Raw genomic sequence first — 24,902 nt, 5'->3', positions numbered from 1 at the left:
TTCGCTCGATTTATCGTGTCCGAAATATAGCACCTACGCTATATCTTTAAAATCATACTTTCTAAAAAATATACATGGTGACCTAAACTCTTAAAGTTACCGATATAAAACAAAATCGCTAACATCTTCAAAGCCAATTTTATGGTACATCTTTCCAGCAATTGGATTATGATAAAACAAACAGGGTGTCTTTCCTTCCGCAAGTAAGTCACAACAAAGACGTTTCAGAATTGTGCTTGCAAATTTTTGATTGCGATAATTCTCTTTTGTTGCCACTCCTGTGATCATTGCTGAAAAGCTATTTTCTGCTGAAGTCTCTGCGACAGATGCGATTTCACCATTTTGCTCAGTATAATAAATTCGTTTTGATCCCTGATTAAGTTGTTCAATCATTAAATCAATATTTCTATCGCGCTCTTCAAACTCTTTTATTTCTGCTTGCATAGTAACAATTGCAGGTACATCTTCTGCTTTAGCTTGGCGAATAATCACTTCATGGTTGGCATTTATCATGCTTGCATTTGTACACTTACAAAAATATGCTTCTTGTTTTTTCGCCTTAATTTCAGGCAACGTCTGTTCAAATTGTGAAACTACACGCGGGATACCGCTGATATTAATATTTTTACCTTCTTTTTCTTGGATAATTTTAGTAAAAGCAGCCACATCAAAATCAGAAGACTTCGCATATGGTAAAAAATTATGTTCAAAGCGTAGCATACACGCACGCAATTGCTGGTTTTCATCGAAGTCTCCCCATAAATCGATAAAATCATTATCATAACCAAAATTTTCAATATCGCCTAATATAAATAAATTTAAAAGTGCTTCCGGTTTAAGCAGTTTCATGACTTCCACTTCATTCGATGCAGTTAGCCTTTTAATCAAGTGCTTCCACTCCTCAACAACAAATTAGTAACAGCAAAGTGCTTTCATTTTAGTTGAATTATAGCAAGAAGTCAACAGCTGATAAACGCCGATGAAATTGCTATTTATACCGTATAATTGAGAGAAAACGATTACAATGGTGAATTAAATTATTTTACGTTTGATGATGATGAGCTTGCTTTAAGCTAATAAAAAAAAGCCCGCGAAAAGATTAGAAATCCTCGGGGCCTTTCGTCGTATATCTTACATCATTCCAGGCATTCCACCCATACCCATATCAGGGGAAGCTGGCGCATTTTCTTCAGGGCTATCTGCGACCACAGCCTCTGTTGTTAAAAGAAGTGCTGCAACAGAAGAAGCATTTTGAAGTGCAGAACGCGTAACTTTTGTCGGATCAACAATACCTGCATCAAACATATTTACCCATTCTCCATTTGCTGCATTAAAGCCGATGCCAACTTTTTCATTTTTTAAGCGCTCGACAATTACTGAACCCTCAAGTCCTGCGTTATGTGCAATTTGACGTACGGGTTCTTCAAGTGAACGTAGGACGATATTAATTCCTGTTTTTACGTCGCCTGTTGCTGAGATAGCTTTTACTTTCTGATATACATTAACAAGAGCTGTACCGCCGCCAGAGACAATACCTTCTTCAACAGCTGCACGTGTTGAATTTAACGCATCTTCAATACGTAATTTGCGTTCTTTAAGCTCTGTTTCAGTTGCAGCTCCAACTTTGATAACCGCAACGCCACCAGCAAGTTTTGCAAGTCGTTCTTGTAATTTTTCTTTATCAAAGTCAGAAGTTGTTTCTTCCATTTGTGCACGAATTTGACCAACGCGGGCTGAAATTTGTGCTGTTTCGCCAGCACCTTCAACGATTGTTGTATCATCTTTCGTTACCACAACTTTGTTTGCTGTACCTAACTGCTCAATGGTTGTTGCTTTTAGATCTAAGCCAAGGTCTTCTGTAATCACTTGACCACCAGTTAAAATAGCAATATCTTCAAGCATCGCTTTACGACGATCACCAAACCCAGGTGCTTTTACAGCTACAACATTGAATGTACCACGTAATTTATTTAATACAAGTGTTGCTTGCGCTTCGCCCTCTACGTCTTCAGCAATAATGATCATTGGACGGCCTTGTTGTACAACTTGTTCAAGAACAGGTAAAATATCTTGAATGTTAGTAATTTTTTTATCTGTGATTAAAATATATGGTTTTTCAAGATTAGCTTCCATTTTATCAGAATCAGTGACCATATAAGGGCTTGTATAACCACGATCAAATTGCATCCCTTCAACGACGTCAAGTTCTGTTGCGAAGCCTTTTGATTCTTCAATGGTAATAACGCCATCATTTCCTACGCGTTCCATTGCCTCAGCAATCAGTTTTCCGACCTCTTCGTCACCAGAAGAAATAGATGCTACTTGAGCAATTGATTCCTTGCCTTCGATTGGTTTAGAGATGTTTTTTAATTCTTCAATGGCAGTCCCTACAGCCTGTTCAATTCCACGGCGAATACCGACTGGATTGGCTCCTGCAGTTACATTTTTAAGTCCTTCTTGAATCATGGCTTGAGCAAGAACTGTTGCTGTTGTTGTTCCATCACCAGCAACATCGTTTGTTTTAGAAGCTACTTCAGCAACTAACTTTGCTCCCATATTTTCAAAATGATCTTCTAATTCGATTTCTTTTGCAATCGTTACGCCGTCATTTGTGATCAGTGGTGATCCGAATTTTTTCTCTAAAACCACGTTACGTCCTTTTGGTCCAAGTGTCACTTTAACAGCATTTGCTAATTGATCTACACCATTAAGCATGGAGCGACGAGCTTCTTCGCCAAATTTAATATCTTTTGCCATAATAAAATTTACCTCCACTAACTCTATTTTTATTTTGTATTAATCGATAACTGCTAAGATATCACTTTCACGTAAAATTAAATAATCTTTTTCTGCAAAGGTTACTTCTGTTCCAGAATATTTCGAGTAGATAATACGGTCTCCAGTTGCAACTTCTAAAGCTTCTTTCGTACCATTATCTAGCACGCGACCGGTTCCAACAGCTACAACTTTACCTTCTTGCGGCTTTTCTTTCGCTGAATCAGGTAAGACGATCCCGCTTGCTGTTTGTTCCTCTGCTTCCAAAACTTCAATGACAACACGATCTCCTAACGGTTTTAACAATGTAAATAACCTCCTCTAAATAGTTGTTTGCTATTTTTAGCACTCAATGGATAAGAGTGCTAACACAATTATTATGATAGTCAAAAATGGTTAGAAATGCAAGCATAAACCTTTAACATTTAGAATAAAAAAATGCTTTCTTATTTGCTTGCTTTATCTTTTCCTAGTACAATAAGAACATAATTTAATTATTGTCGTCATTATGAAAGGAAGCGTTTTTTTGCCAAAGCATTATTTCACAATTATTATTATTTATTTCACACTGTTATTCGGCGGTGCCATTGGAGCTATTCCTATCGCCTTGCTTCTTAAAACAACAACCTCTCTTAGCCCCATTGAGATTACTAGTTATTCATTTGTTATCTGGACATTAATTTCCAATATTATCATGTTGCTTGTTATTTGGCGTACATTACGGGGTAAACCTAACATGAATCGAATTACTCAAGGGCAACAAACTTCTTTACAGATGAGTCTTATTTGGATGGTTGGGGGTACCGTTTCTTTATTTTTTGCACAATACCTTTGTGGAATAATCATTTCGCTATTTATTGGCGTTCCTGATCAATCTGTTAATACAACACAACTGCTTGATATAACTAAACAAGCACCGATTTTTTTACTCTTTATTAGTTTATTAGGCCCAATTATTGAAGAATTTGTTTTTCGCAAAGCTCTTTATGGCGGGTTAGCCAATATAATGAATATTCATGTCGCAGCAGTGATTAGTTCTCTTATTTTTGCTATACTTCATGGCGATATCCAATTCATGTTATCCTATTTTGTAATTGGACTTATTCTATGCTATTTATATACAAAAACAAAGCGTTTATCTGTTTCAATTGGCGCGCATGTCCTCATGAATACAGTTGTTATGCTAATGAGTCTTAGAGTAGGAGGGTGAATAATGAAAAAAAAGAATTTGCTTTTTCAAAGTTTGCTTTATTTAATTTTAGGGGCATTGTTTGTTTATTTTGCGGTTAACCAAGTGAACGATCGTGGTTGGGGATATCTTGCTTACATTATCATTGCGATGGCTGTTTTTGATTTTGTAGCGGGACTTCGCCTTTTATTTATTGCTTTTGCTAAAAGAAAAAATTAAGCTTAGACAAAAGGAGAGGCTTTATTATAAACAAAATAAATCGGCGACAAGCGCTCACATTGAAAAGGTTTGCCAGACTTTCAGTTTCTGGCAAACCTTTTCAATATAGAGGCTTTTACGTCTTTTATTCAACTGTGACACTTTTTGCCAAATTACGTGGTTTATCGACATCACAGCCACGATGAAGCGCTGCATAATACGCAAGTAACTGACAAGGAATAACACTTACAAGCGATGTTAGTAATGGATGCACTTGCGGAAATACAAGGCGATCTCCTGGCTGGTTAACGCCTTCCATTGAAATGATGCACGCATTCGCACCACGAGCTAATACTTCATTGACGTTCCCACGAATATTCCAATTAATGTTTTTTTGAGTAATGACAGCAAAAACAGGGGTTGCATCTTCAATTAAAGCAATTGTTCCGTGCTTTAATTCTCCGCTAGCAAAACCTTCTGCTTGAATATAAGAAATCTCTTTCAATTTAAGTGCCGCTTCCATAGCGACAAAATAGTCCATCCCTCTACCTAGGAAAAAGGCGTTACGTGAGACAGCTAGATATTCAGCTGCTAAATGTTCAATTAATTCTTTACTCGCGACAAGTCCTTCCATAGCATTTGCTGCAATGCCTAGTTCAGCAACTAAATCTAATTCGTTTGCTGCTTGAATGCCCTTTTGTTTGCCTACTGCTGCCCCTAAAATGCTCAAAACAGCAATTTGGGCTGTATATGCTTTTGTGGAAGCAACAGCAATTTCTGGTCCGGCATGCAAATACATTGAAAAATCAGCTTCCCGATCAAGTGTTGACCCAGGAACATTGGTCATTGTTAACGTTTTATAGCCTTTTTCTTTTACTTTCACAAGCACTTGACGGCTATCTGCTGTTTCACCACTTTGCGTAATGAAAATAAACAACGGATTTTTGGACATCAGTGGCATATTATAACCCATTTCACTTGAGACATGGACTTCAACTGGAATTTCTGCCAATTGTTCGATTAAATTTTTTCCAACAAGACCAGCATGATAACTTGTTCCGCATGCAATAATATAAATGCGATCAGCTGCCATGATTTCGTTTAAAATTTCTTGATCGACTGTAATTTCACCTGCGTTGTTTTGATAAGACTGAATGATATGTCTAATAACTGCCGGCTCTTCATCAATTTCTTTTAACATGTAATGAGGATATGTGCCTTTTTCAATATCAGATGAGTCAATGGTTGCGATAAAACTGTCGCGTTCCATCTTCTGGCCATTCAAGTTTTCAATCATAATTGTATCTCTAGTTAGTGAAATTAATTCTTCATCCAAAATTTCAATAAATTCTTTCGTTTCTTTTAATGCGGCCATAGCATCACTTGAAATGATATTAAAACCGTTTCCTTTTCCAATTAATAATGGACTTTTATTCTTAGCCGCGTAAAGCACTTCTGGATCCTCAGCATCAATTAACGTAATTGCGTAAGAGCCATGAAGTAAGGAGATCGTTTTTCGAAAAGCTGCTTTTGTATCAAGCTCTTGCCCAGCAAAGTACTCGATTAATTGCACAATAACCTCGGTGTCTGTTTCTGTTTTAAATAAACGTCCTGGCAAGTACTCTTCTTTTAGCAGGGAATAATTTTCAATCACGCCATTATGCACAATGGTAAAACGGCCTGATTCGCTTTGATGCGGATGAGCATTGATTTTACTTGGTTTCCCATGCGTTGCCCAGCGTGTATGTCCGATTCCAATTTGACCGTATGCTGCAATGGGTACTTCATTTTTCAAATCCTGAATGCGACCTTTTTCTTTAAAAATTTGCACGCCTTCTTGATTAAATAGCGCAATACCAGCTGAGTCATAACCGCGATATTCTAATTTTTCTAGTCCATCTAAAAGGACATCTTTTGCATTTTTTGTTCCAATATATCCTACAATTCCACACATAATCAATAGCCTCCAATAATTCTTAAGGACAAATCAATGACCTTTTGTAAAATGATGTTTCCTTGGAGGTCTTGCTCATGTTCCTTACCTTTTTCGTTTATTTGGTCGCCCAAATCATTTGTAGCTAAGGCATAACGACTGCATGAACAGCCGGGAGACTCCCGCCGAATTTTCGATTAATCTCCTCCTCGTCAACTAGCTAATGATCATTGCCGAGTTTCACAGCAATGATGTTATTAAAACAAGTTAGTTCTGGCGCTTTTATTTAATTAACCGTTCCTCCTTTTCTTATTTTTCAAGGAAACAAATTTCATTCTACAATAAAATGTATACTCCGTCAAGCATTGTATAAAGCTAAATAACAAAAATTGGTCTATACAAAACAAAGTTATCTTCTTCATTTCACTATCTGAGTATGATTTAATCTTTCGTCGCCACTAATTGAAAAATCCCACTGATTAAACTAGAAATACCAATAATAAGACCAAATCCAAAAAGTCTCGTTTCACTTGGTCCAAGCGCTTTAGCAACTTCAGCAGAATAACGAGCCCATTCTTCCATCCAAATATAATTGCTAAGATAAAGAAAACTTATAGCAAGTGAAAGGGCTGCTAAAATATACGAAACGCGTTTAAACAACACACATACTGTAACAAGCAATATAAGAGCTATCGCATAAGCAAAGACAGCATCAAATGAATTCGTAATAAAATAAACATCATTTTCTGAAGGTGTATTAACATAATGTAACGTAATGATAATGCCGCTAACTATAGCAGCTCCCGCACTAATCAGTGCAAAAATAGCCGCAGCAATACGCCATTTTGTTTTCCAGCTGCTGTCTGTTTTAACTTGCTCAGTACTCTTTCGAAAAGTAAATAATAAAATGAAAAGAATGGCTGCCATTAAAACAAGGATCGTCCCACTAAAATCAAAAGGCGGTGTTTGATCACTTTTAGCTCCTATAAAAATGCGAATCTGATAATAATAAACAGAAAAACCTTGATACAAAATAAACAATGCTAAACTAAACATAGCTCCTCTACGGAATTTTTCCTGCCTCATAAATAATAAACTGATTCCACATAAAAGTAGCGCCAAAAAGCCGATCACCCAATAATTCCAGACAAATGTATATTTCTCAATTGTAAAATAGCCATAAACAGCACTCAAAAAACTGTATACCTGCGTAAAAGCTATGACTAGTATTAAGCTTGCGACTAACTTCCTGATTTTCATAAATGCTTACACTTCCTTCTTACTGCACTTTAAGCCACTTATTAATCTCTTTTTGCTCAGAAATATCCAAATTATAACGCGCACTTTCTCGACCATTTGTTATGTATAATAGTGTAGGTACAGTTTTTATTTTTAATTTTTCATCGATAGCAACAAAGTTTTCGCCTCTTTTTCTAGCTGCATCGGTATCATAATAAAAAGCTTTTTGTCCATTTTTATTCAAACCGCGAACCAGTTTTTCTTGGAATTTTTCGCAATAGGGGCAACTTTTTCTACCAATATAAATAAATGCGGTTTCTTTTTTTAAAAGGAGGTTTTTTAGTTCTGTCGTTGTTATTTTAGTTAGTGTCTTTTGACTAGCTTCACGCGTCGTCGCTACTTGATTTAAACTCTGCATTTTAAAAATCAAAATTACACCAATTAAAAAGAACACGAAACCACTAATCATAATCATATGAACGGGTTTAAATTTCACACAGCCACCTCCCACTTTACAAAAAAGAAAAATCTGAACAAATAAACGTTGATCTTTTGTTCAGATTTCATCATTTCTAACTTCGATTTTTTATAAACCCATTTCTGCTTGAACCACTTTTGCAATACGCTCACAAAACTCATTTGTTGCATCTTTTGTTTCTGCTTCAACCATTACGCGTACGAGTGGCTCAGTGCCAGATGGTCGGACTAATACGCGTCCATTTCCATCCATCTCTTTTTCCACTTCTGAAATGGCTTCGCTCACTTTAGGATTATCTGTTACTGCATGCTTATCAGTCACACGAATATTAACTAACTTTTGCGGAAAAGTTTGCATTTCAGCAGCTAATTCAGAAAGCGTCTTATCCGTGGCTTTCATGACATTAATGAGCTGAATCCCAGATAAAAGGCCATCACCGGTTGTATTATGATCTAAGAAAATAATATGACCCGATTGTTCCCCGCCAAGGTTATAATCACCTTCTCGCATGGCTTCAACAACGTAGCGGTCTCCTACGGCTGTTTGTACATCATCTATCGCTAATTCTTTCAGTCCTTTATAAAAGCCTAAGTTGCTCATAACTGTTGAAACAACGGTATTTTGGTTTAGTAAACCGTGTTCTTTTAAATATTTTGCACAGATGAACATGATTTTGTCACCATCCACGATTTTACCATGCTCATCAATCGCAATGACACGATCTCCATCTCCATCAAAAGATAAACCGACATCCGCATTTTTTTCGGTAACAAAGGCAGAAAGAGCTTCTGGATGCGTTGAACCAACACCATTATTAATGTTTAACCCATCAGGAGAAGTCCCCATTGAACTGATATCTGCTTCAAGATCTGCAAATAAATGCGTAGCTAAACTCGCTGTCGCTCCATTTGCACAATCAAGCGCTACATGATAACCATTAAAGTCCTGATCAATCGTTTGTTTTAAGAACTGTAAATATTTTTGTTTTCCTTCATAGTAATCGCTAACTGTTCCTAAACCTTCAGCACTTGGCCGAGGTAGTTCATCTTTTTCCATATCTAGTAAAGCTTCAATTTCTAACTCCTGGTCATCTGACAACTTAAAGCCATCAGAACCGAAGAATTTTATCCCATTATCTGGAGCGGGATTATGTGATGCTGAAATCATAACGCTAGCTGCAGCACCTTGTGCTCTTGTAAGATAAGCAACGCCCGGTGTTGAAATAACGCCTAAACGCATGACTTCAATTCCTACCGAGACAAGACCAGCAATGAGTGCAGATTCAAGCATCTCTCCAGATATCCGAGTATCACGAGCAACTAGAACACGTGGATGTTCTCCCACATGGCGTGTAAGAACATAACCTCCCATTCTTCCTAAGCGGAAAGCTAGTTCAGGAGTAAGCTCCGAATTTGCTACCCCACGAACTCCATCCGTTCCAAAATATTTTCCCATTATTAATTCTCTCCTTCTGTGTCAAACACCAGAATTTCATCATTATGGTGTTTATTTTTCGAAAAATGTTTAGTGAATATAAGTATATTATCTTAATTCCTGAAAAAAATCCATTTTAGAAATAAAATAATACATTATTTTTGTTAAGTGTTCTTGCGTGTTATTGCAAATTCAGCTACTTTTTCTGACAATCGATAACTAATTTTATCAGGGACATTATGCGCTTCAATATTAGTTGAATAACTGCCTTCTCTAGCCGCAGCTAAGTTGGCAATTAAGCTGATTGAACTAGTATTCATCGTGTTTAAAATAATAGATGGGCCTTGTAAGGTAACATTTACCTTACCACTTGCTGGCGTAATCATTTGGGCTTCGTAGCCATCGCTTAAGCCCGAAGTATAAACATCAACATTTGAAAGTGTTCTACTTGCTTGTGCGAATGTATTATTTGAGTTATTTTTATTAGATGATGCGTCGTTATTGTTCATTGTGGTATCTTTTTTCTTTGAACTCTCTTCTTTCTGGCTAGAATCATTGTCCTTTGTTTTTTTTGTTGTTTTGATTTTCACTTCTATACTTGTTGGTTGAACGGCTCTTGCACCACTTGGAACTGGAACGGTTATTTCTTTTACAGTATCCGCTGTAATTTTACTTACGTCAACAGGTATTTCAATGACCTTAATTTTATCCAGTTCTTGACCGTCACCAACGACAATAACATTTTCTCGATCTGGTGTCACGCTTGAAATTGATAGATCGCTTTTCGGCGTCCCTTGTTCTTTTATTTTAATTGGAATGGATTTACCCACTTTACTAACAGAAACGTCGACTTTGACTTTCTCAGGGCTAATTTGAACATCTAGTTTATTCAAATTTTTATCAAATGCTGCGACAGTGGCACTGGTTGAAAAATCTTCTTCATGCTTATCATTGCCCTCAACGGTTGCTTTGACGTAAGCAATTTGCTTCATCGTATCTTTTGCACCAGTAATTGCAACTTTCCTTGGTTCAACAGTCGTTGTGTCCGCTTGGTAACCTTCAGCAATCGTTGACTTTCCTAACTCAGCATCTACAGAAAATTTCTTTGTTACTTTTTCTTGTACATTAACTTTCACAGTTTCTGGATTAATGACTGCTTTAAGGCGTTCAGAAAGGTTTTTCACCCGCAGTTTAACAGTTTGTTCCCCAATGGAGGCATTTCGCAAATCAACATAGACGATAAAATCTTGCTGGGCCTTTGCACTTTGGACTAAACTACGTGGGCCAGACAGTGTTACTGAAACCGTATCCGGCATACCAGAAACATATAAATTGGTGTTATCATAATAAACTTTCACAGGGACATTTTGTACAACTTCTGTATCTTGTTGTGTTAGCGTACGGAATTCATCATTTCCATTGTTGATATTTACAGATACAAATAAAATCGCTGCTAAAAGAAGAGAAATAATCCTTATTGACCATTTATTATTTAAAATACGATCCATCATTTTTTATCGTCTCCTTTCCATTTAGAAAAGAAGCCATTTTTTTTCTTAACCACTGTAACCAGTTCACGCTCTAACATATCATGAAGTTGTTCTTTAGAAATATCACGGAATAGCTCGCCGCTTTTTGTAACAGAAATGCCACCCGTTTCCTCCGATACAACGATTGTAATACTGTCTGTGACCTCACTAATTCCAAGAGCAGCTCTATGCCTTGTGCCTAGTTCCTTTGAAAGAAAAGGACTGTCAGAAAGCGGTAGATAACTGGCTGCAGAAGCGATTTCATTACCTTTTATGATCACAGCTCCATCATGAAGTGGTGTATTTGGGATAAAGATATTAATTAAAAGCTGCGAAGAAATATGCGCTTTAATTGGAATACCCGTTTCAATGTAATCTTCCATTCCTGTATCTTTTGCAACAGAAATTAAAGCACCAATTCGCCGTTTAGCCATATATTCCGTTGATTTTTCAATCGCTTCAATTAAATGATGCTGTTCTTTTTCAATGCGTGAACCTGTGCGCACAAAAATATTGCCTCGCCCAAGGGTCTCAAGTGCCCGTCGAAGCTCAGGTTGAAAAATAATGATGATGGCTAAAAAACCCCAAGTAAGTGCTTGGTTTGTAATCCATTCCACTGTATGGAGACCACAAAAACTACTGATCACTTTTACCACAACAATAATAAATATACCTTTTAAAAGCTGAACTGCCTTTGTTCCACGGATCAGCATAATCAATCCGTAAATAACAAACCATACAACTAAAATATCAATTATATTTTCTATGTAATGCAATATAGGAACATTTAAAAAATTCATCATTTCGCCTCCGTCATCAAGGCAATCCTCATTTTTGCCAATAATTATTGAATGTTTGCTCGTTTTTTTCATTATAGCACAACTATAGTCACGTTAGAAGGAAACACCTTAGGAAAATTTAGGAAAGAAAACTTAAAGATTCTTTTTGTGTATAAAAAAACACTTCCTTATTTGTAAGGAAATGTTAGGCTTTATGATATTCTGCACTTGTTTCTTTTTCCAAGGCACGTTTTTCACGCACCTGGTTAAGAGTGTGCACAATAAATTTAACTAATTGATACGATAAACCACTGATAAGTCCACATAAACAAGCCGCAAGTGAAATAATGAAAAAGCTTACAATCGGGTTCTTTAAAATGTTTATGGCAGCAATACCTAAAATAAATATAATGATCATCGGTAAAATAAAATATCTTTTACCTTGCTCCGACATCCAAACACCCTTTCCTTTTCCATTTACAAATTTACCTGACAAACTTGTCTGTATACATTTAGTATAACAGAAAAGTATCTTTTATCAAGGTCGGTTAACTTGTCTAATTTTAGCCGTTTTTTGCTTACAAATGGCGCACAAGCACGTTTTGAAAGAAATTGCAAGTAATTATGCGCTAGTAACTTTCATCAAAAAGATAAATTTGTTATTTTTTTGTAATTTTTTAACAGAATTTACCCTGTGAAATATTCTTCAAGTAGAGTAGCAATTAAACGAGCTGTTTTGTTTTTTTCATCTTTAAGTGGATTTAGGCCTGTGATCGTAATCGATGCCACAGCATGACTGTCTGCAAGCTTTTTCAAAAGATGCCTGATTTCACGCCAATAAAGGCCACCTACTGAAATAATATCCGTCCCTGGCGCAAACTCTGGATCAATAACATTAACAGCCAACATAAAGTGAATGGGTTGCTTTTTTATTTTTATCCATTCCATTAACTCATCTGTCACTTTCTGAAAGCCCTTCCGATCAATCGTCTGCATTTCATAATGATTTATTTTTAAATTGTCGATATGTGCCTTACTTGTTTTAGAGCATCGTCTTGTACCAATAATCGCTAAATTTCCTGGATCTAAAAAATGACCATCCATTACTTGTGTTAATATTTCTGTGCCTCTTCCAAGCGCAACTTCTAACACGCTTTCACTTAGCCTTTCAGAATAATGCTCGTTTCCCAAATCAAGTTCTGCATTTAACCAGACAACGCCTGCTTTCGGTGCTTTTACAAGGGCCGCTGCAATCACTCCAAGTGAAATAAATTGCTCTCCGCCTAAAATAATCGGAACGCCTTCTTTTTCAAGCATTTCACACACAATTTGCTTAAGCTCGACTATCTTTTTTGTAATCGCTTCCAAATTTTTGTTAATTAAAATGGCTTCTTCTTCCAAATTCGTGAAAAACGGAAGGTTCTGATCGTTGTTTACATGGATGTCTAAACGTGCTAAAAATTCGTCCATTCCCGCATAGCGAATTGCAAAAGGCGCTAACAATGTCCCTCTCCTAGCTTGGTTAAATAACCAAGGAACTCCTAAAATCCCCGTTTTTTTCATCTCATTCACCTATATTCATTTATCTTTGTTAGTATTTTAACATAGTTTCTTTAAATTTCATAAAGAAAAGAGCTAGCGATCACAAATAGCTCGGTCTTTTGTTTAGTCACAAAAACCGAGCCATCTTCAAATACTATTCTTTTAAGTGATAAGGATATGTTGCTACAACAACATCTTTTTTCATTAATAATTTGGTCCGAATAAGTAAACTTGTTTGATTGTGTAAAACATTTTGCCAACCCTTTTTAGGAATAAATTGTGGAATTAATACAGTGAGTGAATAGTTATCTTGATCTGCTTTTTGCTTGGCGGTATCAATAAATTTCATCAGTGGCTCAGAAATTGAGCGATATGTTGAATAAAGATGGGCAATTCTAATTTCTGGATGAATGCTGTGCCAACGATCAATGACTTCTTTTCCTTGTGCTTTGTCAACAGAAACATGAACAGCAATCACTGTATCACCAATTGATTTAGCGTATTTTAGTGCCCCTTCAACGACCTTTGTTGTATCTGAAACTGCAACAATAACCGCATTCCCTTTAAAATCCGGTAAATCCATGACTCCATCAACTCGAAGTTGTGGACCAAGTTTAACATAATGATGGCGTGTTTTATGAAAAACAAAAATCAAAATTGGCATAAAAATGAAGACAGGCCAAACAGACTCGATGCGTGTCAAGAAGAGAACGACCAATACTGTAAAGGAAATAACGGCACCTAACAAATTGGCACCTAATTTTTTCCTCCAGCCTGTGGGACGCTCTTTCCACCATTTCACGATCATTCCAGTTTGTGAAAGTGTGAAAGGAATAAATACTCCAACAGAATAGAGCGGTACAAGAAGTTCTGTTTTTCCATGGAAGAGAATAATTAAAACAATCGAACCTATAGCGAGTGTCACGATCCCATTTGAATACCCAAGTCGATCCCCTTTCGCTAAATACATTCTTGGCATGTATTTGTCTTTTGCTAAATTAAAGGCTAAAAGAGGAAAAGCTGAGAAGCCAGTATTAGCTGCTAAAACTAAAATTAAAGCCGTTGTTGCTTGGATAAAATAAAACATAAAATTCCGTCCAAAAACATTGGCTGCGATTTGTGAAAGCACGGTTACTTTAAGCTCTGGGACTGTACCATAAGCAACAGCTAAAACAGTGATTCCTAAAAAGAAAAAACCTAAAAGCGATGCCATGATAGCCAACGTTTTAGCAGCATTTTTTGCTCGTGGTTTTTTAAATAATGGAATCGCATTTGAAATTGCTTCAATCCCAGTCAGTGATGCTGAGCCAGAAGCAAAAGCACGTAGCAATAAGAAAATTGTTACACCTTGCACATTTGTTCCAACAGCGGCCGCTTCGTGAGTGGCGTCTATTCCCATCAAAAGTTTAAACACACCAGTAAAAATCAATACTATAATAGAAAAAACAAACAAATAGACAGGAACAGCTAAAATACTAGCTGATTCAGTAATCCCGCGCAAATTAATAACGGTAACTAAGATAACGAGTACAACCGCTATCGGGATAACAAATGGATATAGTGATGGGAAAGCTGAAATGATGGCATCTGCTCCAGAAGACACACTAACAGCAACAGTCAACATATAATCAACAAGCAGTGAACCTCCGGCAACCAGACCCGCATTTTTACCTAAATTTTCACGTGAGACAACATAAGCTCCCCCGCCGTGTGGGTATGAATAAATAATTTGCTTATAGGATAAGTTCAAAGCAAATAATAAAATTAACACACATAATGCAATTGGAAGCGAATACCACATTGCTGCTGCACTAACTGTAACAAGAACAATCAAAATCTGTTCTGTTCCATAAGCAATCGATGAAAGTGCATCAGAAGATAAAACAGCAAGCGCTTTTAGTTTCCCGAGTTTTTGTTCCCCAGCTTCTGAACTTTTTAGTGGACGACCGATTAATAACCTTTTTAGCGGCGAAGCCATTGGTTTTCCCTACCTTTTTATTATATTTTTAAAACGACATCACACATTATAGCATAGCTCAGCTTAGAATGTAACCAGAAGTTCACAACTTCTCTACATACTGATATAATAGGCTTTATCGCACTTTTTCTACCGGTTTTAGTTCGTCTGTAATTTTTTTATTTAAAATGAAATCTTTCTTCATAAATGAAATTATTTTCAGAAAAGAAAAACTTTTAATTTTCTATTTACAAATCTTGCTATAGTTTATATAATAAATGTTAGCTGTTAAATAAATGGCCCGTTGGTCAAGCGGTTAAGACACCGCCCTTTCACGGCGGTAACACGGGTTCGAATCCCGTACGGGTCATCTTTAGTAATCAAGTAGTACTTATGCTATTGAGAGTACTACGCCGACTTAGCTCAATCTGGTAGAGCAACTGAATCGTAATCAGTAGGTTGCGGGTTCAATTCCTGCAGTCGGCATTTATTATTTTGGAGGAGTAGCGAAGTGGCTAAACGCGGCGGACTGTAAATCCGCTCCTTAGGGTTCAGTGGTTCGAATCCACTCTCCTCCACCATTATTGGGCCATAGCCAAGCGGTAAGGCAACGGACTTTGACTCCGTCATGCGTTGGTTCGAATCCAGCTGGCCCAGCCATTTTTAGAGCCGTTAGCTCAGTTGGTAGAGCATCTGACTTTTAATCAGAGGGTCGATGGTTCGAGCCCATCACGGCTCATATCTAAAATCGCTATTTTTAGCGGTTTTTTTATTTTGTGCTGGTTTTTTAATCTTACCCCTAGCTCACAATAGTTGCAGTTCATCCTAAAAACGACTAAACTCCTAGTTAAAGAACGATTCACATTCTATCTCAACACCATCTCGGGCAACCTCTTTTTACTAACAGTATATAAGGAAGAGCATTCATGTTAGAATAAATGTATATCTTAAAAAGGAGCGAAAAAATGCTTGAATTACAAAGATTAACAAAGCAATTTGGTAGCAAAACAGCCGTAAACAACTTATCATTTACTGTGGAAAGCGGGAAAATATTAGGATTAATTGGGCAAAATGGCGCTGGTAAAACAACGACATTTCGTCTGATTTTAAATTTCCTTAAAGCAACAAGTGGTGAAATTTTTTGGAACGGCCAATCTGCATTAAAAATAAATCCTAATGATATTGGTTATTTACCTGAAGAACGTGGACTTTATAACGATGTAACGATTGAAGAGCAGCTGTTATTTTTTGCAGAGTTAAAAGGTTGCAAGAAGCAGGAAACAAAGTATGAAATCGATCAACTACTAGAACGCGCCGAAGTCGTTGGGAAAAAGACCGATTTAATCAAAACGTTGTCAAAAGGGAATCAACAAAAAATACAATTACTCAGCACAATCATTCATAAGCCAAAATTACTGATTTTAGATGAACCATTTAGTGGCCTTGATCCAGTAAATGCAGAGATTTTAAAGCGTTTTGTATTTGAAATGAAAGAACAAGGAACCACCATCATTTTCTCAAGTCATCGGATGGAAAATGTCGAGGAATTGTGCGACTCCCTAATCATGTTAAAACAAGGCCAAACCGTGCTTAAAGGAACAACGGAAGAAGTAAAATTAAGCTATGGACGAAATCGTATTCGCCTTGTCGCCCCTCAACTGACAATGACCGATTTACAACAATTAAATGGGGTAAAAAGTGTAGAAACGCGTCCAGACGGCACTCGTATTTTACAATTAAGCGCTGAAAAATATGCCAAAGAAATTTTTAATTATGTGACAAAAGACGGCTTTATTCCAACATTTAGTTTAGAGCCCCCAACGCTTGAAGAAATTTTCAAATGGAAGGTTGGTGAAGATATTGAATAAATTCTGGGTCATTACCAAGCAAGTCTACAAACGACGCGTTAAAACAAAATCATTTGTTATTTCTCTCCTTTTCCCGCTGTTAATCGCAGCTTGTTTTTTTGCAATTCCTAAGATCGTGAACTACTTTGACAAAACCGATACAACAAAAATCGCTGTTATTAGTGAAAACTCTCTTTATCGCGATTTATTTACTAAAGATACATCTACTTTCAAAGTAAATGATACAATCACCACCATTAAATCTGCAAAAAAAGCCTTAACGACAGAAAAAATTGCTGGCTTTTTAACAATTAACGAAACAAAAAACAATTTAACTGCAAGCTATACAACAAAAGATCCCGCTGGAAAGACTGTTTTAAATAAAATTTCGAAAACATTAACTTCAGCTAAAGTCACCATGAAAGCAAGCGAATACCAAATTACACCTGCACAATTAAAGGAGCTAAGCACTCCTGTCTCCATCTCTAATCAAGTCATTGCTGATAATCAATTAACCAATAAGCAAAAAGAAGTAATGAGTGCGGCTGTCCTTGGATTAACACTCGTGATTTTCATCTTTGTCATGAGCTATGCTAATATCGTTGCTTCCGAAATCGCAAATGAAAAAGGCACGCGCATTATGGAAGTCATTCTTTCAAGCGTTTCTGCTAAAACTCATTTGTTAGGAAAATTAGCTGCTATTTTACTTATGTTATTAACACAAATTGGTTTTTATTTACTCTGTGCTGTTGCTTTCATGCTGATTGGAAAGAATACAACCATGGTACAAGGGATCTTCAATCAATTTAATAATTTTCCAACCTATTATTTGGTGTTAAATCTTGGTTTTATTTTGCTCGGATTATTGCTTTATATTCTATTATCTGCTCTAATTGGTTCACTCGTACCCAATGTCGAGACGGTTGCCCAGTTTATTTATCCAATGACCATTTTAGCGATTATTGGCTACTGGGGATCAATTGCAGCAGCACAAGCGCCTGATAATTTACTTGTCATCATTGGTTCTTATATTCCGACATTTTCACCAATGATTATGCTTGCTCGAATGGATTTATTATCTGTCTCTACTATTGGTATTCTTTCTTCACTCATCATCTTACTGCTTTCAGTTGGAGCTGCTTTTTGGTTAACCATTCGACTCTATCAAAGCAATGTATTACTTTACTCTAATGAAGGCTTCTTTAAAACTTGGAAAAAATCACTCAACTATGCAAAACATCAGTAATAAAAAGGAGGATATGCATGAAAATTAGGGGGTCATTAGCACAAGACACGGCACAAATGATAGAATTAGAACATCTAGTTTGGACATGCGAAACGACGCCAGCAGAAATCCATTTTGATAGCAAAGCAGAATATCAATTTAAAAATCCACCTGGCTCAAAAACAGTTGCTGTTATCGATAAAAAAATCGTTGGCATTTTAGACTATAAAACGCCTACTCCACTAAAAACAGCACAACATGTCATCTTGTTTGACATTGCCGTTCACCCAGATTACCAGCGGCAAGGCATTGGTATTGCATTGATAAATTATTTAAAAGAAACAGCACAACTGCAAGGCTTTAAAAAACTGCAACTCCGCGTTTTAGCAAGTAACCAAAAAGCCATTCATTTTTATAAAAAAAATGACTTCCATATTGAAGGCATTTTAAAAAAAGAATTTTGTATTAATGGACAGTACGTTGACGATATTTTTATGGCTTATTTTTTATAGGTTCCAACGTGCATGATAAATAAAAAACGGTTCTGCTTGAAAGGTAATTGTTATAGAAAAGCTTAAACTTTTTCTATTAAAAACCGATTCAAGCAGACCGTTTTTTAACTTACATCAAAATTTCTTTTACACGTACTTCATCAGCTCGACTTTTCTCCAATGACTACTTCTGAAGAATAACTTTCAACATTATTGCTGATTTGTTTTACATACACGATCGCTCCTGTTACTGCATCATTTGGATTGATCGGGATGTCGTAATCGCCAGCGCGATTAGCAAATCCTTGATACATTTTACCGCCAAGTGTAACAATAACAAGCGCATTAGGACTAGCTGTACCTGAAATCGACTCTGCTCCTATAGCGATTGTATTGACAGTTGGTGGCGCTGGATAAATAATGACGACTTTTGTTTCTTCCACACCATAATTCGGTTCTTTTGATTTCACAGTCACGTTTTGTCCAGCTTGATAGGTTTGCCCAAGCTCAATTGAAAAGGCTCCTGTTTCTGTTGCTGTTCCCGTGTACACCCGATTACCAATTCGAACAGTCATTTTGGAATATGGTTCTGTGATTCCTGTAATAACGCGGTCAATATTGGTAATTGCATTGACACCTAAATTATACCTGCCTTTTTCAACAACAGCTTCTGTGACTGCGCTATTCACATTTCCATTTGTTACATGTGCATAGATAACTGTATCGCGCGTGTATTTATGGTCTAAATAAACAGTAAAATGTCCATTCTGATCCGTTTCTGCTTCGTATAAGTCTTGCCCGATTGTTAATTTAACTGTTAAATCAGGGCCTGCTTGACCTGTAATCACTTCATCTTCTGTTGTGACCTTATTGATTAGCGGGGCCTCTAATACGACCTGTTTTTCGATGACAATGATTTGTGTTGGATTACTAATTAGTGAACCATTTATAGCATATACTTTAATCACTGTACCTTTAGAGTATGTGCGACCTAAATTAATCGTAAATTCACCTGTTTTCTGGTTTGGATAACTATAACTAGCCGCACCGTTAATAACAGCTTTTACTTGAGGTGAGCGCGAAATCCCTGTTATAACTTGATCTGTTGTGCTTACCTCATTTACTTGAGGCTCAGTAACAGATGCTGTCGATTGAACAATCGTTCTTTTTCTTTCTGAAGAAAAAAGACGATACTGTTCGACTTCAATCGCTGTGCCTTCTGGATATTTTTTATTTAACTTGATTGAAAAGTCACCATACTTATTGGCACAACCTCTAAAAACATAGTTCTTCACTCTAACACGAATACTGATATTTGGTGTAGCAGTTCCTGTTACACGTAAATCGGTATCACTGACTTGATTGATTTTTAGTGGCCTAAATGTAGAGTAGTAAGTAGCCGCACTCCCCGCTTTTACAGTTGTTTTCGCTGGAAACTCAACGCCTAAAATAATCGCTCCAGCAAAAATAATGATTAACAATTTTATTAGCTTCTTATTTTGCAAAAAAATCCCCTCTTTTCCGCGTCATCTTTTATATTTAATACACCCAAATTGTAGCCGGTTGACTTGAATAGCCATTTACTTCTTGAATAATGGTAATTTCATCCCCAATTTCAAGTGGGCGTTTAAGTGTAATCGAGAAATTACCGTCTTGATCAGCTATGGCGTTATATATTTCTGTACCATTTACCGTAATTGTAATATTAGCAAACGGATCTACCATATTCGTGATCTCAGTTTGATTATGGAACAACGATGTTTGCGTTGGCGAACGCGGAATAACAACGGTTTTAATAACGTCTGATGTATCATCTTCATCCCTTGTAAAATAATCAACGCTTGTCCCAACAGGATACGAACGATCTAGTTCAAACTCAATCTGTCCTTCATCATCTGAGTAACCTTCATAGATACGGTTACCAATTTTAACTTGATAATATGAATTTGATCTCGAAGTTGTTCCGAGCACTGAAGTATCTTGACTATTAATTGCTGGATCAATAAACATTTCTAACTCTACACTACTTAATACTTTCGATGCTGTTTTATCACTAACATTACCTGCTGTATCCGTTGCTGTAACGGCGATTTTAGTGCCGCGTTGATATGTGGTTGTAAGCGTTAGGCTGTAGGATCCTGTTTCTGTTGCTATCGTTTCATAAACAGAAATTTCACCATCTTTTTTTGTTAATTCGATACGCATTTTGGCACCAGCTTCACTTTTACCTGTGATTACTGTATCTGTATCAATCATTTTATTTATTGATGGTTTTTCAGGAGCTGTTTTATCTAAAACAGTGAACGAAATCTCATCGCTTGGCACAGACGAACGCCCTGTGGCAAATAAAGTTCCCTTTGTTCCAGCTGGATAACGCTGATTTAGTGAAATCTTAAAGTCGCCTTCATTATTTGCCTTTCCAGTGTATGTTGAATTGGCTATTACAACAGAAACATCAGCGCCAGCTTCAGCTTTACCGGTAATTTCAGTATCCGAATCGCCAACTGGATTAACTTGTGGAGTCGCTGTTTTAATCGTGCCCTTCACTTTTACTGTTGTCGGGTCACTTGTTCTTTCTGCTGCATCTGTTTCGGTTACTTTAATTTCTGTTTTACCAGGAAATGCACGGCCTATATCAATTGAAAAAGTTAAATCTTCCTGAACAATGCCTTCAAATTCTTGGTTATTAATAACAGCTGTAATTTTATTTCCTGCTTTATAACCTTTCCCTGTTACAACTGTGTCGGTATCTGTTACTTCATTTACTTGTGGAGCATCTGGTTTATAGTTATTGACTACTGTAGTTTCTGTTGCATTACTTGTATTATTAGCAGCATCTACAGCTGTGACAAACAACTTACTACCTATTGGTACGGTTTTTGTTAACTCCACTGAAAACTTATTGTTTGTTCCATCAATCGGTTGCCCATTTGCTACACCATTTCCAACCAATTCTTGAGCTTCGTTCCGCACTTCTATTCTGCTCCCTTTTTCAGCAGAACCTCGAACAGTTTGTTCTTTCCACTCAACTGGACCATCAACTTTCGGTGCCTCTGGTGCATAACTATCGATTACTTTTACTGTTGTTGGTGTACTCGTAATCCCGTCATCTGCTACTTGAGTAACGTTTATCACTTCATCATAGACCAGAGTACGATTAGAAACAATCGTGTATGTACCGTTTGCTTCTACTAAACTGGTCCCCAATAATACATCATTTTGATCGGTTACTCGGATACTATTTCCTACAACACCTGTTCCAAGAACCGTTCTTTGTCCTGCTTCTGGTGCTTCTACGGTTGGAGATGCTATTTTTTCTTCTTCCATCCCTTTATTTGGATCCGCAGCATCATAACCAATCATCATATATACATTTGTTACTTTTGGAGCATTAAATTCTAGTGTAATAACATAGTCTTGCTCTTTATCACTTACAATCGTTTCAGTATAAACATCTTGATTTAAGGTTGATGAGGATGTTTTTTTCGTCCCATTAAAATCAATACTTGCTTTAGCTTTTCCAGTTGTACGGAAACCATAATACCATTTTAAGTTATAAGTACGACCCTTTTTTAAATGAAATGATTTCCTTGCTTTAAATTTAGCATTTCCAATATTCGCGAAATTGCAAAGCGCTGCATTTAACTTTGTGCCACCTACTTTAGATTCTTTATCTTCAAGAAAAACCAAACTAAGTGATGCTTTCAAGTCACTGCTATAATCAAGGATTTGCCAATCTTTAGCAACATTAAAATCGCCTTCCAACAAATCAAATGGGATGATGCTTTTAGCAGCGATATCCTTTTCTTGGAAAAAGGCTCCCCCTATAACAAAAAGCAATATAGCCACAAATCCTATTCCTACTTTTTTAAATGTTTTTTTCTCCATAAAACAAATTCCCTTCCCTTAACGATAAAATCTTTTCGTTTTTAAAAAGCAAACAACAAGGCTACTTGATAAAATCAGCAGACCAATGATTACCCAATAAAAAATAGGGGCATCTCCTGTTTTAGGCATTTCCTGGCTAGGTTCTTTTTTCGCTTTCTTCTCTGGTAAAGTTCGATTAGTGTCTGCATCATTTTTCACACTTGAATAAACTAGAGTAATTGTTTTAGCTTCCTTTTCGTATTTTCCTGATAAATTATTTACTGCTTTTTTAAAACGATAATTTTTAATTTGCTTAGGAATGACTTGGTAAGCTTCGTCTAAATTTCCGCTTCTAGTTTCAGGTGTTCTGATTTCATTCATCTTTTCGTCGACATATTGAATCCTAATAGAACCTTTCGTATTAGTAGCTATTTTTCGATAAACTAACTTAACGATTTGTTCCGATTTTGTAAAAACTCCGTGTGCATTACCATCGACCTTTTGAAGCTCATAACCAGCAATATCAGGAATGCTAACATTATATGCCTTATCAATCGTCCCTTTTATTAATTGATCTGGGCGTAATTTATGATTATTTTGCTCCACATATTGAACAGTCACTTTTCCCTCTTCAATTGGACTGTCAACAGGTGTATATTCATAAATAACTTTTTGTATTTCTTTTGAAAAAACATCTTCTTCCTTACCTATCACTCGCTTTAACTTATAACCAGCAATTTTCTTCGCTTGGGTTTTATAAGTTTCGCCTACGTTCCCTTCGTATAGCTCCTCTTTAGCAAGGGTTGCTCCTTTTTCATCTATATGATTAACAACCACTGGTAGCCCTTTCTCTGTAACTTTAACACCTCCCTCCAAATCATTTACTCCATAACCAAGCATAAAGTAAACATTGGTATTTTTCGGCGCATCTACTGTTATTTTGATTTTGTAATCACGATCTCGGTCGGCAACAATTGTTTCTTTGTAGAGATCATCATGCGTCGTATTTGATTTTGAGACGACACTTCCATCAAAATCCATCTTCACTGATGCTTTGCCAGTTAAACGAATTCCATAATTCAATTTGAATCGATACGTGCAACCCTTTTTCAAATGAAAAACGCGTTCAGCTTCAAACTTAGCATCAATATTTGCCACATTTACTAAAACTCTCTTCATTGGTTGAACTGTCTTTCCTACTACAAAATCATTTTGAAGAAAAATTAAGTCCATCCAATTTTCCGGAAAGTTAAGATTAGTGCTAGAACTAAGGATATCCCAATTTGCAGACACATCCCATTCTGGTGGCAAGATATTTGGGTATTCTTCAGCTTTCACTTCATTTAGATGAACTGGAAACAAAACAACACTCATAGCTAAAATGGCAACAATAAATTTTAGCCAAATCTTTTTACAAAGCACAAACATTACCTTTCATCCCTTTCTTTTTAGCTGGAGAATCTCAATAGACTTTATCCCATATATCACCTCCCTGGAATTGTTTATTAGTTCCGAAAATTAAACAGCCAAAAGGAACGATTAACTTCTATACATGATACATGAAGTAAAATAACAAGCTCATACAGAGAAAATTTCAAACGACAACATATTTTAATGTGTTTTAAAATGCCAAAAAATAAAGAACGATTTCATCCACTATCCTTAGAAAAACCGTTAAATTTAAATTTTCTTAAAAAATAAAATTTTCTTTTCTTTCATATCCTGTAGAAATGCTCGCTCTCAATTCACAAACATTTAATTCAATTTGTCTGCCATGAATATAAATTAATTTCTCAGCCACCAATTTTTTACATACTTTGGAAAAAGAAGCTGGATCAATACGGCAATAATTAGCCAAAAGATAGTGATTAATGACACTTGGAAATTGATAATTGTCATGATAATTTGTTGCTCCAAGAGACACTGCTGCTGCGAGCAAGCCAGAAACTACGCGATCCCGTTGATATTTCCCATTAGCTGCCTCTTTTAATGCTATATTGTGTAATTTATTCGCCATTTTTTTAACCAAGTATTCCATAAAAACGGGCCGAATAGATAAATAATCTAATAAATAATCAGCATTAATGACGATAACATGAACTGGGTCAAACATCCGCAAGCAATAATTTTTTTCTTTAAGGGGGACAAGAATTTCGTTAAAACCGATCAAATCAAATCCAGCATGAAAATCCACTAATTTTTCATAATGGTTAATACTCATGTATTTGCCTATATAACCTGATTGTATAAATAAAATACCTGAATCGTGAACATCTTCCGCTTGAAGGACTTCATTTTTAGAATACTTTTTACTTTTTACCAAAGACGGTCTGTATGCATTTAATCGTAATTCTTGAATAATATCTTCCATTGTTATACCCTTTTGAATTGCTTTTCTGTACATCATAAATTTCCCTCC

General features: G+C 36.3%; 21 protein-coding genes and 5 tRNA genes. 10 read left to right on the top strand and 16 right to left on the bottom strand.

Annotation, left to right across the window (positions count from 1 at the left end; all coding sequences use genetic code 11):
- Positions 1 to 96 precede the first annotated feature (96 nt).
- From G6Q10_RS01035 to groES, 3 genes are all read right to left on the bottom strand, one after another.
- Positions 97 to 888 carry a GNAT family N-acetyltransferase gene (locus tag G6Q10_RS01035; protein ID WP_163651983.1) on the bottom strand — a complete coding sequence of 264 codons (792 nt, stop codon included), beginning with the start codon at positions 886 to 888 and terminating at the stop codon, positions 97 to 99.
- A 243-nt stretch (positions 889 to 1,131) separates the two neighbouring features.
- On the bottom strand, positions 1,132 to 2,757 hold the full coding sequence (gene groL / locus G6Q10_RS01030) for a chaperonin GroEL (protein ID WP_163651981.1): 1,626 nt from the start codon (positions 2,755 to 2,757) through the stop codon (positions 1,132 to 1,134).
- Positions 2,758 to 2,796: 39 nt separating this feature from the next.
- Entirely contained in the window at positions 2,797 to 3,081 is a 285-nt protein-coding gene (gene groES, locus G6Q10_RS01025; protein WP_163651979.1) for a co-chaperone GroES, read from the bottom strand.
- A 220-nt stretch (positions 3,082 to 3,301) separates the two neighbouring features.
- On the opposite strand from groES, the gene G6Q10_RS01020 reads away from it, so the two are divergent.
- Both G6Q10_RS01020 and G6Q10_RS01015 read left to right on the top strand, forming a co-directional pair.
- Positions 3,302 to 3,985 carry a CPBP family intramembrane glutamic endopeptidase gene (locus G6Q10_RS01020; protein WP_163651976.1) on the top strand — a complete coding sequence of 228 codons (684 nt, stop codon included), beginning with the start codon at positions 3,302 to 3,304 and terminating at the stop codon, positions 3,983 to 3,985.
- A 3-nt stretch (positions 3,986 to 3,988) separates the two neighbouring features.
- Positions 3,989 to 4,183 (top strand): YdiK family protein, encoded by a 195-nt coding sequence (locus G6Q10_RS01015; RefSeq protein WP_163651974.1) that lies wholly within the window; start codon positions 3,989 to 3,991, stop codon positions 4,181 to 4,183.
- A gap of 124 nt (positions 4,184 to 4,307) precedes the next feature.
- Here the strand turns inward: G6Q10_RS01015 and glmS are convergent, their stop codons facing one another.
- The 9 genes from glmS to G6Q10_RS00970 all read right to left on the bottom strand — a co-directional run bounded on the left by glmS (position 4,308) and on the right by G6Q10_RS00970 (position 15,074).
- Positions 4,308 to 6,116, bottom strand: a complete 1,809-nt coding sequence (gene glmS, locus G6Q10_RS01010; RefSeq protein WP_163651972.1) for a glutamine--fructose-6-phosphate transaminase (isomerizing) — start codon at positions 6,114 to 6,116, stop codon at positions 4,308 to 4,310.
- Between the two features lie 420 nt (positions 6,117 to 6,536).
- Positions 6,537 to 7,355: a hypothetical protein gene (locus G6Q10_RS01005; protein WP_163651970.1), complete on the bottom strand. Its 819-nt coding sequence runs from the start codon at positions 7,353 to 7,355 to the stop codon at positions 6,537 to 6,539.
- 19 nt (positions 7,356 to 7,374) lie between these two features.
- Complete coding sequence (locus G6Q10_RS01000; protein WP_163651968.1) at positions 7,375 to 7,830, bottom strand: DUF6568 family protein; 456 nt, start codon at positions 7,828 to 7,830, stop codon at positions 7,375 to 7,377.
- Between the two features lie 90 nt (positions 7,831 to 7,920).
- Entirely contained in the window at positions 7,921 to 9,267 is a 1,347-nt protein-coding gene (gene glmM, locus G6Q10_RS00995) for a phosphoglucosamine mutase (protein ID WP_163651966.1), read from the bottom strand.
- Positions 9,268 to 9,410: 143 nt separating this feature from the next.
- The gene (locus G6Q10_RS00990; RefSeq protein WP_163651964.1) at positions 9,411 to 10,757 is read right to left on the bottom strand and encodes a CdaR family protein; all 1,347 of its coding nucleotides are present in this window, start codon (positions 10,755 to 10,757) and stop codon (positions 9,411 to 9,413) included.
- Positions 10,754 to 11,575: a diadenylate cyclase CdaA gene (cdaA, locus tag G6Q10_RS00985; RefSeq protein ID WP_163651962.1), complete on the bottom strand. Its 822-nt coding sequence runs from the start codon at positions 11,573 to 11,575 to the stop codon at positions 10,754 to 10,756. Before cdaA ends, G6Q10_RS00990 begins: the two co-directional genes overlap by 4 nt.
- 184 nt (positions 11,576 to 11,759) lie before the next feature.
- Positions 11,760 to 12,008: a hypothetical protein gene (locus G6Q10_RS00980; RefSeq protein ID WP_163651960.1), complete on the bottom strand. Its 249-nt coding sequence runs from the start codon at positions 12,006 to 12,008 to the stop codon at positions 11,760 to 11,762.
- Positions 12,009 to 12,241: 233 nt separating this feature from the next.
- Positions 12,242 to 13,117, bottom strand: a complete 876-nt coding sequence (locus tag G6Q10_RS00975) for an arginase family protein (protein WP_163651958.1) — start codon at positions 13,115 to 13,117, stop codon at positions 12,242 to 12,244.
- Between the two features lie 133 nt (positions 13,118 to 13,250).
- On the bottom strand, positions 13,251 to 15,074 hold the full coding sequence (locus tag G6Q10_RS00970; RefSeq protein WP_163651956.1) for an APC family permease: 1,824 nt from the start codon (positions 15,072 to 15,074) through the stop codon (positions 13,251 to 13,253).
- Between the two features lie 277 nt (positions 15,075 to 15,351).
- Between G6Q10_RS00970 and G6Q10_RS00965 the strand changes: the two genes are divergently transcribed.
- From G6Q10_RS00965 to G6Q10_RS00930, 8 genes are all read left to right on the top strand, one after another.
- Positions 15,352 to 15,423 (top strand) — tRNA-Glu (locus G6Q10_RS00965).
- Between the two features lie 42 nt (positions 15,424 to 15,465).
- A tRNA-Thr gene (locus G6Q10_RS00960) sits at positions 15,466 to 15,539 on the top strand.
- Positions 15,540 to 15,550: 11 nt separating this feature from the next.
- Positions 15,551 to 15,634 (top strand) — tRNA-Tyr (locus G6Q10_RS00955).
- A gap of 4 nt (positions 15,635 to 15,638) precedes the next feature.
- Positions 15,639 to 15,713 (top strand) — tRNA-Gln (locus G6Q10_RS00950).
- 6 nt (positions 15,714 to 15,719) lie between these two features.
- Positions 15,720 to 15,792 (top strand) — tRNA-Lys (locus G6Q10_RS00945).
- 226 nt (positions 15,793 to 16,018) lie between these two features.
- Positions 16,019 to 16,921, top strand: a complete 903-nt coding sequence (locus tag G6Q10_RS00940) for an ABC transporter ATP-binding protein (protein ID WP_163651954.1) — start codon at positions 16,019 to 16,021, stop codon at positions 16,919 to 16,921.
- The gene (locus tag G6Q10_RS00935; protein WP_163651952.1) at positions 16,914 to 18,146 is read left to right on the top strand and encodes an ABC transporter permease; all 1,233 of its coding nucleotides are present in this window, start codon (positions 16,914 to 16,916) and stop codon (positions 18,144 to 18,146) included. The genes G6Q10_RS00940 and G6Q10_RS00935 overlap by 8 nt, the downstream gene beginning before the upstream one ends.
- A gap of 17 nt (positions 18,147 to 18,163) precedes the next feature.
- Positions 18,164 to 18,637, top strand: a complete 474-nt coding sequence (locus G6Q10_RS00930) for a GNAT family N-acetyltransferase (RefSeq protein ID WP_163651950.1) — start codon at positions 18,164 to 18,166, stop codon at positions 18,635 to 18,637.
- A 140-nt stretch (positions 18,638 to 18,777) separates the two neighbouring features.
- On the opposite strand, the gene G6Q10_RS00925 is transcribed toward G6Q10_RS00930, so the two are convergent.
- The 4 genes from G6Q10_RS00925 to G6Q10_RS00910 form a co-directional block, all read right to left on the bottom strand.
- The gene (locus G6Q10_RS00925; protein WP_163651948.1) at positions 18,778 to 20,121 is read right to left on the bottom strand and encodes an Ig-like domain-containing protein; all 1,344 of its coding nucleotides are present in this window, start codon (positions 20,119 to 20,121) and stop codon (positions 18,778 to 18,780) included.
- Between the two features lie 34 nt (positions 20,122 to 20,155).
- Positions 20,156 to 22,504, bottom strand: coding sequence for an Ig-like domain-containing protein (locus G6Q10_RS00920; protein WP_163651946.1), 2,349 nt, complete (start codon positions 22,502 to 22,504; stop codon positions 20,156 to 20,158).
- A gap of 18 nt (positions 22,505 to 22,522) precedes the next feature.
- Entirely contained in the window at positions 22,523 to 23,911 is a 1,389-nt protein-coding gene (locus G6Q10_RS00915) for a MucBP domain-containing protein (protein WP_163651944.1), read from the bottom strand.
- Between the two features lie 262 nt (positions 23,912 to 24,173).
- Entirely contained in the window at positions 24,174 to 24,890 is a 717-nt protein-coding gene (locus G6Q10_RS00910) for a Crp/Fnr family transcriptional regulator (RefSeq protein WP_163651942.1), read from the bottom strand.
- Positions 24,891 to 24,902 lie beyond the last annotated feature (12 nt).

The sequence above is a fragment of the Listeria sp. PSOL-1 genome (assembly GCF_902806445.1).
In the GTDB taxonomy this organism is placed as follows: domain Bacteria; phylum Bacillota; class Bacilli; order Lactobacillales; family Listeriaceae; genus Listeria.
Note: the sequence above shows the minus strand (reverse complement) of the source record. Positions and strands in the feature narration are given on the sequence as shown.

What these genes read in the sequence shown, in the direction of transcription:
- groL (WP_163651981.1), bottom strand. Translation starts at nt 2,757, where the DNA reads ATGGCAAAAGATATTAAATTTGGCGAAGAAGCTCGTCGCTCCATGCTT.
- G6Q10_RS01015 (WP_163651974.1), top strand. Translation starts at nt 3,989, where the DNA reads ATGAAAAAAAAGAATTTGCTTTTTCAAAGTTTGCTTTATTTAATTTTA.
- glmS (WP_163651972.1), bottom strand. Translation starts at nt 6,116, where the DNA reads ATGTGTGGAATTGTAGGATATATTGGAACAAAAAATGCAAAAGATGTC.
- G6Q10_RS01005 (WP_163651970.1), bottom strand. Translation starts at nt 7,355, where the DNA reads ATGAAAATCAGGAAGTTAGTCGCAAGCTTAATACTAGTCATAGCTTTT.
- glmM (WP_163651966.1), bottom strand. Translation starts at nt 9,267, where the DNA reads ATGGGAAAATATTTTGGAACGGATGGAGTTCGTGGGGTAGCAAATTCG.
- G6Q10_RS00990 (WP_163651964.1), bottom strand. Translation starts at nt 10,757, where the DNA reads ATGATGGATCGTATTTTAAATAATAAATGGTCAATAAGGATTATTTCT.
- cdaA (WP_163651962.1), bottom strand. Translation starts at nt 11,575, where the DNA reads ATGAATTTTTTAAATGTTCCTATATTGCATTACATAGAAAATATAATT.
- G6Q10_RS00980 (WP_163651960.1), bottom strand. Translation starts at nt 12,008, where the DNA reads ATGTCGGAGCAAGGTAAAAGATATTTTATTTTACCGATGATCATTATA.
- G6Q10_RS00975 (WP_163651958.1), bottom strand. Translation starts at nt 13,117, where the DNA reads ATGAAAAAAACGGGGATTTTAGGAGTTCCTTGGTTATTTAACCAAGCT.
- G6Q10_RS00970 (WP_163651956.1), bottom strand. Translation starts at nt 15,074, where the DNA reads ATGGCTTCGCCGCTAAAAAGGTTATTAATCGGTCGTCCACTAAAAAGT.
- G6Q10_RS00940 (WP_163651954.1), top strand. Translation starts at nt 16,019, where the DNA reads ATGCTTGAATTACAAAGATTAACAAAGCAATTTGGTAGCAAAACAGCC.
- G6Q10_RS00930 (WP_163651950.1), top strand. Translation starts at nt 18,164, where the DNA reads ATGAAAATTAGGGGGTCATTAGCACAAGACACGGCACAAATGATAGAA.
- G6Q10_RS00920 (WP_163651946.1), bottom strand. Translation starts at nt 22,504, where the DNA reads ATGGAGAAAAAAACATTTAAAAAAGTAGGAATAGGATTTGTGGCTATA.
- G6Q10_RS00915 (WP_163651944.1), bottom strand. Translation starts at nt 23,911, where the DNA reads ATGTTTGTGCTTTGTAAAAAGATTTGGCTAAAATTTATTGTTGCCATT.
- G6Q10_RS00910 (WP_163651942.1), bottom strand. Translation starts at nt 24,890, where the DNA reads ATGATGTACAGAAAAGCAATTCAAAAGGGTATAACAATGGAAGATATT.